General features: G+C 66.3%; 13 protein-coding genes. 5 read left to right on the forward strand and 8 right to left on the reverse strand.

Features of this window, described 5'->3' with window-relative positions:
* Window positions 1–119: 119 nt before the first annotated feature.
* Complete coding sequence (locus F4U95_RS11445; RefSeq protein WP_246171569.1) at window positions 120–884, reverse strand: hypothetical protein; 765 nt, start codon at window positions 882–884, stop codon at window positions 120–122.
* A 14-nt stretch (window positions 885–898) separates the two neighbouring features.
* Complete coding sequence (locus F4U95_RS11450) at window positions 899–1930, reverse strand: COX15/CtaA family protein (protein ID WP_150425761.1); 1032 nt, start codon at window positions 1928–1930, stop codon at window positions 899–901.
* 148 nt (window positions 1931–2078) lie between these two features.
* On the opposite strand from F4U95_RS11450, the gene F4U95_RS11455 reads away from it, so the two are divergent.
* Window positions 2079–3947: a PAS domain-containing sensor histidine kinase gene (locus F4U95_RS11455; RefSeq protein ID WP_246171570.1), complete on the forward strand. Its 1869-nt coding sequence runs from the start codon at window positions 2079–2081 to the stop codon at window positions 3945–3947.
* 178 nt (window positions 3948–4125) lie between these two features.
* Here F4U95_RS11455 and F4U95_RS11460 read toward each other — a convergent pair whose 3' ends face one another.
* Window positions 4126–4758 (reverse strand): 2-dehydro-3-deoxy-6-phosphogalactonate aldolase, encoded by a 633-nt coding sequence (locus F4U95_RS11460; RefSeq protein WP_120250692.1) that lies wholly within the window; start codon window positions 4756–4758, stop codon window positions 4126–4128.
* A complete protein-coding gene (locus tag F4U95_RS11465; protein WP_150425762.1) occupies window positions 4755–5660 on the reverse strand; it encodes a 2-dehydro-3-deoxygalactonokinase in 906 nt (301 codons plus the stop codon). The genes F4U95_RS11460 and F4U95_RS11465 overlap by 4 nt, the downstream gene beginning before the upstream one ends.
* Before the next feature lie 139 nt (window positions 5661–5799).
* On the opposite strand from F4U95_RS11465, the gene F4U95_RS11470 reads away from it, so the two are divergent.
* The 4 genes from F4U95_RS11470 to F4U95_RS11485 all read left to right on the forward strand — a co-directional run bounded on the left by F4U95_RS11470 (window position 5800) and on the right by F4U95_RS11485 (window position 10990).
* Window positions 5800–7602, forward strand: a complete 1803-nt coding sequence (locus tag F4U95_RS11470) for an IlvD/Edd family dehydratase (protein WP_150425763.1) — start codon at window positions 5800–5802, stop codon at window positions 7600–7602.
* A gap of 138 nt (window positions 7603–7740) precedes the next feature.
* The gene (locus F4U95_RS11475) at window positions 7741–9318 is read left to right on the forward strand and encodes an aldehyde dehydrogenase (NADP(+)) (protein WP_150425764.1); all 1578 of its coding nucleotides are present in this window, start codon (window positions 7741–7743) and stop codon (window positions 9316–9318) included.
* Complete coding sequence (locus F4U95_RS11480; RefSeq protein WP_150425765.1) at window positions 9315–10238, forward strand: Gfo/Idh/MocA family protein; 924 nt, start codon at window positions 9315–9317, stop codon at window positions 10236–10238. The genes F4U95_RS11475 and F4U95_RS11480 overlap by 4 nt, the downstream gene beginning before the upstream one ends.
* Before the next feature lie 17 nt (window positions 10239–10255).
* Window positions 10256–10990, forward strand: coding sequence for a FadR/GntR family transcriptional regulator (locus F4U95_RS11485; RefSeq protein ID WP_120250697.1), 735 nt, complete (start codon window positions 10256–10258; stop codon window positions 10988–10990).
* A gap of 150 nt (window positions 10991–11140) precedes the next feature.
* Here F4U95_RS11485 and F4U95_RS11490 read toward each other — a convergent pair whose 3' ends face one another.
* From F4U95_RS11490 to F4U95_RS11505, 4 genes are all read right to left on the reverse strand, one after another.
* Window positions 11141–11830 carry an aspartate/glutamate racemase family protein gene (locus tag F4U95_RS11490; protein ID WP_150425766.1) on the reverse strand — a complete coding sequence of 230 codons (690 nt, stop codon included), beginning with the start codon at window positions 11828–11830 and terminating at the stop codon, window positions 11141–11143.
* Window positions 11831–11906: 76 nt separating this feature from the next.
* Window positions 11907–12557: an NAD(P)(+) transhydrogenase (Re/Si-specific) subunit beta gene (locus F4U95_RS11495; RefSeq protein WP_150425767.1), complete on the reverse strand. Its 651-nt coding sequence runs from the start codon at window positions 12555–12557 to the stop codon at window positions 11907–11909.
* Window positions 12554–12856, reverse strand: a complete 303-nt coding sequence (locus F4U95_RS11500; RefSeq protein ID WP_150425768.1) for a hypothetical protein — start codon at window positions 12854–12856, stop codon at window positions 12554–12556. Before F4U95_RS11500 ends, F4U95_RS11495 begins: the two co-directional genes overlap by 4 nt.
* Before the next feature lie 34 nt (window positions 12857–12890).
* Window positions 12891–13049 (reverse strand): aa3-type cytochrome c oxidase subunit IV, encoded by a 159-nt coding sequence (locus F4U95_RS11505; protein ID WP_120250701.1) that lies wholly within the window; start codon window positions 13047–13049, stop codon window positions 12891–12893.
* Window positions 13050–13055 lie beyond the last annotated feature (6 nt).

The following is a 13055-nucleotide window of genomic DNA, read 5'->3' on the forward strand; positions in this document are numbered from 1 at the left end:
GATGAAAAATGAAACCGGGCGCCGTTGCCGACACCCGGAAGTGGGGCGCTAATGACGGGAGTGGCGCGGGAAGTCAAGAGATTCGGGGCGTTTCACGACGGGTAAAATAATACCACCGTCTATTCGGCCGGTGTCAGGGTGCGGCTTTCGACCAAAGGCTGCCCGCCAGCGATCAGGCTTCGCTCCTGGCTTTCGACCAGGCCCGTGACCCGCGACAGGCGATATTTGATCGAAACCTGCACGCCGTCCCCGGCCAGCTTTTCGTCCAGATCCAGCATGTCGCCATCTTGCCCGGCCAGCGTCAACGCGCCTTCCACCGGCACCGGACGGACGAGCGGCGACCCCGCCACGCTGCGCAATCCCCGCCCTGCGCCACCTGCGACATCGCTGCCGGCGAAGAGAAACAATGGTTGCAGTTCGCCCGCCAGCAGGGACATGCGCCCCTCGACCGAAAGGCTGTCGAACAGGGCAAGAATCTTCTGCGCCGCCCGCTGACGCTCGCCGTCCGATCCGGTCGCCAACGCATCGACACCGGCCCGCACCTTGGCCCAGATCGCCTCTTCATCGTCCAGCGCCACGACCTTGCCCCGCCCATCCAGCCGGAAGCGCATGGCGATCCCGACCAATGGCCCCAGCGCCGCGCGATAGGACACAGCGCCCGATGCCGGCGCATCCGTGTCGATCGCGCGCAGGGTGACGGTAAGGGCATAACCCTCCCCCGCCCGCTCGAATCGCAGATCGCGCGTGGCGGTAAAGGCACTGACCTTGCCCGCCAACGGACGATGCTGCTCGATGCGATAGGTCAATGCCCGGTCGGTCGGCGGCGCAAAGGGGATGGCGATGGCCTGTGCCGCGACCGGCTGCGCCAGCGCGATCGCCATCATGGCAAAGGGCGTCCTCAACGGCGCGCGCCCACGGCATGCGCGCCCCAGGCAGCGGCAGCCACGACCAGCGCACCGACGGCCTGGTGCAGCACCGCCAGCGGCAGGGCGATACCGCTGATGACGGTGGCGATGCCGAGCAATATCTGCGCCCCCAGCGCGGCGTTGATGGCGATCGACGCGCCGCGCTGTCCCGCCTTCTTCGCCCGCCGCGCCAGCAGGATCAGCATCACCGCCGCGACCCAGGCCCACCAGCGATGCAGGAAATGGACGAGATAGGGATCGCTCGACACGGTGGCCCAATATGACCCCATCCAGCTGATCCCCTCCGGCACCAGATGATCGTTCATCAGCGGCCAGGTGTTGGACACATAGCCGGCATCCAGCCCGGCGGTGAAGGCGCCCAGCATCAGCTGGACCAGAAGGACCAGCAGCACCGCCAGCGCGAAGGGCCGCAATACCGCCGGCCGCGCCGTGCCGGAACGCGCCAGCGCGCGCAGATCCAGCGCCGTCCAGATCAGGCCGCCGATGATGAACAACGCCGTCAACAGATGGACGGCCAGCCGATAATGGCTGACGTCCGTGCGCACCGACAGGCCCGACTTCACCATCCACCAGCCGATCGCGCCCTGCAATCCGCCGAGCGCCAGCAGCGCGATCAAGCGGGGACCATAGCCTGCCGGGATCGCGCGCCGCACCGCAAACCAGATGAGCGGCAACGCAAAGGCCACGCCGATCAATCGGCCGAGCAGGCGATGCAGCCATTCCCAGAAAAAGATGAACTGAAAATCGGACAGGGTCATGCCCTGACGCAATTGCTGATATTCGGGGATCTGCTGATAGAGACGGAATGCCTCCATCCACTGATCGTGGGTCAGCGGCGGAATGGCGCCGGTAATCGGTTTCCACTGGGTGATGGAAAGCCCGGATTCGGTGAGCCGCGTAATACCGCCCACCACCACCATGCAGAAGACCAGAAACGCCACGATCAACAACCAGCGGGCAATGGCGGCGGGGCGCGGAGCGCGGAACGAAGCGGACGCTGTCATGACCCGGTCCATGCGCCCATGCCGCCCCCTTTTCAAGCCGCGACGGCGCAGATGGGGCATGGACAAATTACCCCAGGGACTGGCAATTGGGGAAACAAATCGCGCCACGGGCGTATCAAAACAACTGGTTTCAATGCAGGGATTTTCCATGACCGCCGCACCGACCGGCATAGCCGCGATGATCGCTGCGCAGGGACCGGTCGGCGCTCTTACCGCCGCACTGGACGGCCGTTCGCCGCTTGGCCCGGTGGATGGCTGGTCCCCTGCCCTGGTATCGACGGTCCGCCTGATGCTGTCGTCCAAGGCGGAGATCGTTCTGTTCTGGGGGCCGCAATATTGCGCGCTCTACAACGAAACCTATGTCCCCACGATCGGTGACAAACACCCCCATGCACTGGGCCGTCCCGCCAGCGAAGGCTGGGCGGAATTGTGGGACGATCTCGGCCCGCTGCTGCGCACCGTCTATGAAGACGGCGAAACCGTCCATGCAAAGGACCGTCCCTTCTATATCGAACGCGATGGCGGCCGGGGCGAACATGTCTATTTCGACATCAGTTATTCCCCCGTGTTCGAAGGCGACGGATCGATCGGCGGCGCGCTGTGCATCGTCAGCGAAACCACCCAGCGGGTGCTGGCGGAGCGGGCGATGCTGGCCGACCGCAATCGTCTATGGGCATTGGCGCGGGACCCTTTCCTGATCGCCGACACTGCGGGCGTCTGGCTTGCCGCCAGCCCAAGCTGGACCGATATATTGGGCTGGACCGAAGAGGAACTGATCGGCCGCACATCCCAGTGGATGGAGCATCCCGACGATGTCGCCGCCACACGCGATCGCATCGACGATCTGGCCCATGGCGAAACGGTGATGCGCTTCGACAACCGTTTCCGGGCGAAAGACGGCCGCTATCGCACCTTCAGCTGGACCGCCGTGCCGGAGGGCGACATCATCTATTGCGTCGCCCGCGACGTCACGGAACAACGCGCCCATGCGCTCGCGCTGGCCGATACCGAAGCGGCGCTGCGGCAGGCGCAGAAGATGGAAACGCTGGGTCAGCTGACCGGCGGCGTGGCGCATGATTTCAACAACCTGCTCCAGATCGTGACCGGCAATCTGGAACTGCTGCAACGCGCCCTGCCCGCCGACGCCACGCGCCTGCGCAACATGACGATGCGCGCCGCCGCAGGCGCGGAACGGGCAACGATTTTGACGCAGAGGTTGCTGGCTTTCTCTCGCCGCCAGCCGCTCGACCCGCGCCCGGTCGATCCCAACCAGCTGGTTGCCGGCATGACCGACATGCTGCACCGGACGCTGGGCGAGACGATCCGTGTAGCGACGATCGAAACGCCGCAAAGCTGGCCGATCGAAGTCGATATCAACCAGATGGAAAATGCGCTGCTCAACCTGGCGGTCAATGCGCGCGATGCCATGCCTTCGGGCGGCCAGCTGACGATCGAGGTCGCCAATCGGGTCGTCGACGCCGATCAGGCCACGCAGGACGGCGACCTGACGCCGGGCGCCTATGTGTTGATCTGCGTGTCGGATACGGGCGAAGGCATGGATGCGGACACGCTGGCCCAGGCGATCGAACCCTTCTTCACCACCAAGGAGGTTGGGCGCGGCACCGGCCTTGGCCTGTCGATGGTCTATGGCTTCATCAAACAGTCGGGCGGCCATATGCGCGTCCAGTCACAGCCGGGTCAGGGCACCAGCGTACGCCTCTACCTCCCCCGCCATCATGGCAGCGTCGCGGCCAATGACGCGCAGGACGTGTCAGCAGCCAGGCCCATCGGCGGCGGCGAGACGATTTTGCTGTGCGAGGATGACGACAATGTCCGCGCCTATTCGCTCGAAGTGCTGCGCGACCTTGGCTATGACGTGATCACTGCCGGAGACGGCCCTGCCGCGCTGGAGGCGCTGGACATGGCGAACGGTCGGGCGGACCTGCTCTTCACCGACGTGGTGCTGCCCGGCGGGATGACCGGCGCGGATCTGGCGCGCGCAGCCCGGATCCGCTAGCCGGACCTCAAAATCCTGTTTACCACCGGCTATGCCCGCGATGCCATCGTCCATCATGGACGGCTGGACGCGGGCGTGGACCTGCTCACCAAACCCTTCGGCTATACCGATCTGGCCGCGAAGATCCGCGAAGTGCTGGACCGGACCGAGGAGCGGGCCGAAGGGGTCGCCTGAAAATTCAGGCGACCGCCGCTTTCCATGCCGCCACCAGGTCGCGCCCGCGCTGACCCACCGTCGCCGCGTCATCGCCCGGCTTGTAGAGCGCGCCGCCCACGCCGATGCCTTCGCATCCGCCCGCCAGCCACTGGCCGATCGTATCCGCGCCGGTGCCGCCCACGGCCCAGACGCCCACATGTTTGGGCAGCACGTCCTTCACCGCCTTCACATAGGCCGCGCCCAGCTGTGCGGCCGGGAACAGCTTGATCCGCTTCGCGCCCGCCGCGATCGCGGCGAAGGCTTCGCTCGGCGTCATGAAACCGGGCAGCAATTCCAGCCCCAGCTCGGCGCCGCGCGCGATGACGGCGGGATTGGTGTTGGGCGTCACCATGATGCGGCCGCCCGCGCCGTGCAGTTGCTCGACCGCCTCGACGCTCAGCACCGTGCCGCCGCCGATCAGCGCACGGTCGCCGAACGCATCCTGCATCGCCGCGATGCTCTTCAACGGTTCGGGCGAATTGAACGGCACTTCCAGGATGCGGATGCCCGCTTCGACCAGCGCGGCGCTGACGTCGATCGCCTCTTCCGGCTTGATGCCGCGCAGGATGGCGCAGACCGGCGGCGCGCCGTCGGCCAGCAATTCGTCCAGGGTCATGCCGTCAATTCTCCCGTAAAACCAAGGCCCGCAAGCGCGCAGCCGTCACCATCCAACGCACGGGACATGATCCCCCGTGCGTCGAGCGCCTGCGCATAGCGGGCCGAAAGGCGCTTGTCGCCGATCAGCACCACGCCGTCCGCGCCGCTCAGCGTCGTCATGATCTCTGCAATCTCGCAGCCGATCAGCAGGCCGGACAGATAGCCCAGCGCCCAGTCGCCCGACCGACCGCTGCGCAACCGCATCGCCCGCGCCGCGAACAACGACTGCAACAGCTTCGCGTCGCCCGCGCGCTCCAGCCCTTCGGCGAAACCGGCGGCTTCATCGGCCGGATCGGTCAGCTCGACTTTCGGTCCCAACGTCGATTGGTCGCGCAGCAGCGCGAACAGCTCGCCGGTCGGCATGGTGCGGAAAGAGATGATCCGGCCGTCCTCGACCAGCGACCATTTATTATGCGTGCCGGGCAGCACGATCAGGTGCCGCCCCGTGGCAAGCGCCGGATCGAGCGCCAGCGCGCCGAAAATCTGCGTTTCCTCGCCCCGCATCACGTCGGGGATACCGTCCTCACCTTCGCAGGCCAGACCGGCCATGATGGCAAGCTGCGCGCCGCGCCAATCGAACCGCACCGCCGTCTGCCGCCATGTCGCCGCGTCGGCCGGGCAGTCGGCATAGGGCGCCTCGACCCAGCCGTCGCGCGCGCCGACCATGCCGCAAAGCGTAATCGATTCCGGTGTACCATCGTCCAGCCAGGGCGCGATCGTGTCGGCAAAGGCGGCCTCTGCTGCCCGTCCCACCGCGCCGATACCCGGCCCGTCGCGACGGGCGACGATGGCCCCCTGCTCGATCCGGAACAGCCGCAGCCGGCTGGTTCCCCAATCGCCGATCACCGCAAAGCGGGTCATCGCGCCCCTCTGCCGACTTTATTTATGTTAGCGCTCACATTACCCCACTTCGGGTGCTTGAAATTCTATTTGTCTGAGTATATCAGGAGGGTGAGCGCGTCAACGCGCCATGCCCAATTTTTGCGTCAGGATGCCCCCGATGAGCGATTCGCCCAAGACTGCCCCGAAGCTGCGCAGCCGCGCCTGGTTCGACAACCCGGACAATATCGACATGACCTCGCTCTATCTGGAGCGGTACCTCAATTTCGGCCTGTCGCTGGACGAACTGCGCAGCGGCAAGCCCATCATCGGCATCGCCCAGACCGGCAGCGACCTGTCGCCCTGCAACCGCCACCATCTGGTGCTGGCCGAACGCATGCGCGAAGGCATTCGCGAAATGGGCGGCATCGCCCTGGAATTCCCGGTCCACCCGATTCAGGAAACCGGCAAGCGCCCGACCGCCGGCTTGGACCGCAACCTTGCCTATCTGGGTCTGGTCGAAGCCATGTATGGCTATCCGCTCGACGGCGTGATCCTGACCAGCGGCTGCGACAAGACCACCCCGGCTCTGCTGATGGCCGCCGCCACCGTCAACATCCCCGCCATCGCCCTGTCGGTCGGCCCGATGCTGAACGGCTGGCACAAGGGCGAGCGGACCGGTTCGGGCACGATCGTGTGGCATGGCCGCCAGCTGCTGGCCGCCGGCAAGATCGACGATGAAGGCTTCATCAAGCTGGTCGCCTCGTCCGCGCCATCCACCGGCTTCTGCAACACCATGGGTACCGCCAGCACCATGAATGCGCTGGCCGAAGCGCTGGGCATGATGCTGCCCGGCACCGCCGCGATTCCCGCGCCCTATCGCGACCGTCAGGAAGCCGCCTATCTGACCGGCAAGCGGATCGTGGAAATGGTGCATGAGGATCTGAAGCCCTCCGAGATCATGACGCTGGACGCCTTCCACAACGCCATCGTCGCCAACTCGGCGATCGGCGGATCGACCAACGCGCCGATCCATCTGGCCGCGATCGCCCGCCACATGGGCGTCGAATTGCCGCTGAAGGATTGGGAAACGGTCGGGCACAAGGTGCCGCTGCTGGTCAACATGCAGCCGGCCGGCGAATATCTGGGCGAGGATTATTATCGCGCCGGCGGCCTGCCCGCCGTCATCAGCCAGCTGATCGACCAGGGCCTGATCAAGGAAGGCGCGATGACCGTCAATGGCAAGACCATGGGCGAAAATTGCAAGGGCGTGGAGATCGAGGATGAAAAGGTCATCCGTCCGTTCAACCAACCGCTGAAGGACGAAGCGGGCTTCCTGGTCCTGACCGGCAATCTGTTCGACGAAGCGGTCATGAAGACCAGCGTCATCAGCGAAGAATTCCGCATGCGCTACCTGTCCAACCCCGACGATCCCGAAGCCTTCGAAGGCCCGGCCGTCGTGTTCGATGGCCCCGAAGATTATCACCACCGCATCGACGATCCGTCGGTCGGCATCACCGCCGACACGCTGATGTTCATGCGCGGCGCCGGCCCGATCGGCTATCCGGGTGCGGCCGAAGTCGTGAACATGCGTCCGCCAGCCTATCTGATCACCGAAGGCGTGTCCGCCCTCCCCTGCATTGGCGATGGCCGTCAGTCGGGGACATCGGGCAGCCCGTCGATCCTGAACGCCTCGCCAGAAGCGGCGGCCATGGGTGGCCTGGCGCTGCTGGAAACCGGCGACCGCGTCCGCATGGACCTGAAGGCCGGCGTGGTGAACGTGCTGATTTCCGACGAGGAACTGGAAGCACGTCGCGCCAAGCTGGTCGCCGAGGGCGGGTTCAAATATCCTGCCTCGCAGACCCCCTGGCAGGAAATCCAGCGCTCGGTCGTGGGCCAGATGAACACCGGTGCCATCCTGGAAGGCGCAGAGAAATATCAGCGCATCGCCCAGACCATGGGCCTGCCCCGCGACAATCATTAATTCTTGAAAGAAGTGGGGCGGCTCTCCATCTGAAGGCCGCCCCCTTCCCTGTCATTTCAGCATGATATGTGCCGCAAACGGGCCAGATCCCGGCTGCACGATCGACCAGCTATTCCATCCTTCATTCAGGAGAACATCATGTTCAACGGAGCCATCCTTATCGGCGCGAGCGAGCGCAACGGCGGCGAGCCTTTCTATGCCATCGACCCGTCGACCGGCGCGAAGGGCGACGTCGCCTTTTCCAACGCATCGACCGCCGACGTCGCTGACGCGACTGCGCTGGCCGACGCGGCATTCGAAACCTTCTCCACCCTGACGCCCGATGCGCGCGCGACCTTCCTGGAAAGCGTCGCCGACCAGATCGTCGCCATCGGCGACCTGCTCATCACCACCGCGATGAGCGAATCCGGCCTGCCTCGTGGCCGGCTTGAGGGCGAGCGTGGCCGTACCGTCGGCCAGTTGCGCCTGTTCGCCTCCTATGTCCGTCAGGGCGACTGGCTGGACGCCACGATCGACAAGGCGCTGCCGGAACGCGCGCCCCTGCCCCGCAGCGACCTGCGTCGCGTCAATCAGGCGCTCGGCCCGGTCGCCGTGTTCGGCGCATCCAACTTCCCGCTCGCCTTCTCCGTCGCAGGCGGCGACACGGCATCCGCCTTCGCCGCCGGTTGCCCGGTCGTGGTGAAGGGCCATCCCGCGCACCCCGGCACCGGCGAACTGGTCGCCCGCGCGATCATCGCGGCGGTCGCGGCCTGCGGCCTGCCCGAGGGTGTCTTCTCCTACCTGCCCGGCACCACCAATGAACTGGGCGGCGCGCTGGTCGCCGACGCCCGTATCAAGGCCGTGGGCTTCACCGGATCGCGCGGTGGCGGCATTGCGCTGATGCAGATCGCCGCCAAGCGCGCCGAGCCGATCCCGGTCTATTCGGAAATGTCGTCGATCAACCCGGTCGTCCTGCTGCCCGGCGCGCTCGCCGCACGCGCCGAAGCATTGGGCACTGCGTTCGTCGGCTCCATGTCGCTGTTCGCCGGCCAGTTCTGCACCAACCCCGGCATGGTGATCGCGCTCGACAGCCGGGATCTCGACACGTTCGTTGCTTCGGCCGCCAATGCCCTGTCGGCCAATGCGGCACAGGTCATGCTGACGCCGGGCATCCACGCCGCCTATGAAAAGGGCGTCGAGGCACTGGCAAGCGCAGATGGCGTCACCACCGTCGCGCGCGGCACGGAAGCGGAAGGCGCCAATCGCGGCCAGTCCGCCTTCTTCTCCACTGCGTCCGACCAGTTCCGCGCCAACCCGGCGCTGGCGCATGAAGTGTTCGGCGCATCCTCGATCCTGGTGAAGTGCGCCACGATCGAAGACGTGATCGCCACCATCGCAGATCTGGAAGGCCAGCTGACCGCAACGCTGCAGATGGAAGCCAGCGATGCGGACGACGCCGCCAAGCTGCTGCCCACCCTGTCGCGCAAAGTCGGCCGCGTCCTCGCCAATGGCTGGCCCACCGGCGTCGAAGTGACCCATGCCATGGTGCATGGCGGACCCTTCCCGTCGACGTCGGACGGCCGTTCGACCTCGGTCGGCACGCTGGCGATGATGCGCTTCCTGCGTCCCGTCTGCTATCAGGATCTGGCCGATGCGCTGTTGCCGCCCGCGTTGCAGGCCGCCAACCCCTGGGGTCTGACGCGCCGTAACGAAGGCAAGCTGGAAGTGGCCGCATGACCATCCGGGCAGGTCTGGTAGGGCTCGGCAAGATCGCGCGCGATCAGCACCTGCCCGCTATCGAAAAGATCGACGGCATCGAGCTGGTCGCCGTCGCCAGCCGCAACGCGCAGGGGGAAGGGGTGAATAATTACCCCGACCTCGGCGCGATGCTGGCGGGCGAACCCGACCTCGATGCCGTCATCCTGTGCCAGCCGCCGCAGGTCCGCTATCATGCGGCCCGGCAGGCGTTGCTGGCGGGCAAGCATGTGTTTCTGGAAAAGCCGCCGGGCGCGACCGTGTCCGAAGTGGAGGCATTGACGGCGCTGGCCAAGCGCCAAGGCGTCACGCTCTATGCCAGCTGGCACAGCCGCTATGCCGCCGCCGTGGCACAGGCCAAGGCGTGGATCGCGGAGCGCAAGGTCGAGCGGATCGACATCCAGTGGCGCGAGGATGTCCGTCACTGGCATCCGGGCCAGCCCTGGATCTGGGAAGCGGGCGGCTTTGGCGTGTTCGATCCGGGTATCAATGCCCTCTCGATCCTGACCGAAATCGTCGGTGAGCCGATCACCGTCCTGTCGGCTTCGCTCGAAGTCCCGTCGAACAAGCAGGCGCCGATCGGCGCGACGCTGGCCATGGCGACGGCGTCGGGCGCAGCGATCGACACCGTGTTCGACTGGCGCCAGACCGGCCCGCAGACATGGGATATCGCGGTCGACACCGACAAGGGCAGCCTGCTCCTGTCCGAAGGCGGCAACACCCTGCGTCTGGACGGCGAAGTGCAGATGAAGGCGCCGGACGAGGAATATCCGACCATGTACCGGCGTTTCGTCGGGCTGGTGGCGGACACGGCGATCGACGCCGATACCGCGCCGCTGCGACTGGTGGCGGATGCCTTCCTTTGCGGACGGCATTGCCCTACGGCAGCGTTCGAGGACTAAAGCATAGGAGCGGGCATTTGGGTAGCGGGCGCAAGATCGGATCGGAGGAAAGCGTGCTGCGCATTCATCAGACGATCGCCCGCGACCTGGGCACCGCCATCCTGACCGGCCGGCACCGCCCCGGCGAATTGTTCGAGGGCGAGATCGAAGCGTCGGAACGCCTGGGCGTGTCCCGCACCGCCTATCGCGAAGCGGTGCGCATCCTGATCGCCAAGGGGATGCTGGAAAGCCGCCCCAAGGCCGGTACCCGCGTCCTGCCGCGCAGCCGCTGGAATGTGCTGGACCCCGAAATGCTGGCATGGATGTTCGCAGGCGAGCCGGATGCCGGTTTCATCCGCGACCTGTTCGAACTGCGCGGCGTGATCGAGCCGGCGGCGGCCGAATTTGCCGCGCGCCGCCGCACCGACGAGCAACTGGCGACGATGGAAGCGGCGCTGGCGGAAATGGGGCGCTTTGGCCTGTCCACGCCCGACGGCCGCGCCGCCGACCAGCGCTTTCATCACGCGGTCCTGGCCGCCACCCATAATGATGCGCTGGAGGCGCTGGCCAGCTCGGTCGGGGCGGCGGTGAGCTGGACCACCACGTTCAAACATCGCAAGAAGCTGATGCCGCGCGACCCCCTGCCCGACCATCGCGCCGTGTTTCAGGCCATCGCCGCCCGCGACACCGCCGCCGCGCGCGCGACCATGGCCGAACTGCTACGCCTGGCGCTCGCCGACATGGATATCGCGATCAACGAACCGGGGGGGTGAAATACCAGAAACCGATTCCGTTCGTGCTGAGTAGGGGCTGAGCCTGTCGAAGCCCCGTATCGAAGCATTAATTGCCGCGCTGCATCCTTCGATACGCCATTTCGACAAGCTCAATGGCTACTCAGGACGAACGGATCTTTTTCGGCTGATTCAACCCAATATAAACTCCACCCCCGCCTTGGCGTGGATGCCGGTGCAGTCGTAGATCGGCAGGACATTCGCCTTCACGTCCACGATCAGCTCCAATTCGGTGCAGGCCAGCACCACCGCCTGCACATCTTCCTTCGCGATGTCGGTCAGTTCCGACTTCATATAGCGTTCGGATTCCTTGCTGACCTTGCCCACCGTCAGTTCGTCATAGACGATCTTGTCGATCCGTTCGGCCAGCTCCATGTCGGCCGGCAGCAGCGACACGCCATGCGCGACGAGCCGCTGGCGGTAGAATTTCTCGGTCATCACGTTGCGCGTGCCGATCAGCGCGGCCTTTTCCACGCCGTCGGCCTGCATCCGGTCCCCCACCACTTCGGCGATATGGATGATGGGAATGCCGACCTCCGCCTGCACCTTCTCATAGACGCGGTGCATGGAATTGGCGCAAATGAGCAGGCTTTCCGCGCCCGCTTGCTCCAGCCGGCGGGCCGACGCGATCAGCTTGGCGGCGGCGGCGTCCCAGTCCGCCTCGCTCTGGCATCCTGCGACGGACGCGAAGTCCAGGCTGTCGATCAGTAGCGGCGCGCTATGCTGGCCGCCCAGCGCACGGTGCACCGCCTGATTGATGATCGCATAATAGCGGGCGGTGGAGGTCCAGCTGAGGCCGCCGATCAGGCCGAGTGTGTGCAATGCGTGTCTCCGCTGCGCAGGAAAGGGATCAGAGAGCCAAGCGTTAGGGGAAGCACGCCCCGCTGGGCAAGGCTCTTTACGCAACCCGTCCCAAGGCCCGCGCGCGCCACCCCAGACGCAGCCCGGCCGCGCCCGCCATCCCGCCGACCAATAGCAGCGCGCTGTTACCCATCGCCAGCCCCAGCGCCGCCGCCGCCCAGCCCGCGCCGCTGCCGACCAGCGCCAGGCCAGACTGAGTCCGCCGGACCAGCATCAGCAGCGCGCCAAGCGCCACCAGCCCGCCGATCGCAACGCCAGCCAGCAACAGCGCGCCATGGGCGGGCGTGACATGGCCCTGCCCATCCACCAGCGCGAAGGCGAAGGGATTGAGGAACAGGGCCACACTAGTCGCCACCCCCGCCAACCCCAGCAGGCCATAGGCCACCACCACCAGCCAGGGCAGCCGATGCGCCGCGCACCGCCGTGCGAGCGTCAGGCCGATGCTCCCGCCGATCGCCAGAGCGCTGGCGATTTCGGGCAGGTTGACGACATCATGGCTATACAGCGCGGCGCCCACCGCCAGCATGCCGCCCGCCAGCGCAAGCCGGTTGCCGACGCGATGCGCCCGCAGCCACAATCCGCAAAGCAGCAGCGCGGCGGCGACGAGCCACATGCCCGCCACCAGCGGCGAAGGATCGACCCCGTCGATGCGCGCGCCCAGCCACGACGGGTCGAAGGCGGCGCTCATGCGTCATCCTCGCCAGCGTCATCCTCTGCAGGCGCGATTGGCGGCCAGCGCCGCTCAGGCACGCCGACCAGCAGCACGGCGGCCACGCTGGCGATGAGGACGGCGAACAGGGCAAGATAGCGGGCGCTCGCGCTGCCGGCTTCGGCCGCAGCGATCACGGCGCCGACCAGCATGATCGCCGGCAATGCGCCGATCCCGCCGCGCCAGAGCGGGCGATCCGGATCGGCATCCGGCCGGGCGGCGATGAAACCGCCCGCAACGGCCAACAGGAACAGGGGCAACAGGCTGGCGCCGTTCATGCCCCCTCCGTCCGGCCAGGAAATGCTATGGGGATCAGCTGGCGATCAGCAGGACGACCAGCGCAGCAAGAGCGACGGAGGCGATCGTGCCCCACTTCACGAAACCGATGAAGCTGCCATAAGTCTGGTTCGCGGCCTTCATATTGCCTTCCGACGCCATATCCTGTCCCCTTGTCGCGATGATTGTGCCCATCTCTTA

The sequence above is a fragment of the Sphingobium limneticum genome (assembly GCF_008710165.1).
Classification (GTDB): Bacteria; Pseudomonadota; Alphaproteobacteria; order Sphingomonadales; family Sphingomonadaceae; genus Sphingobium; species Sphingobium limneticum.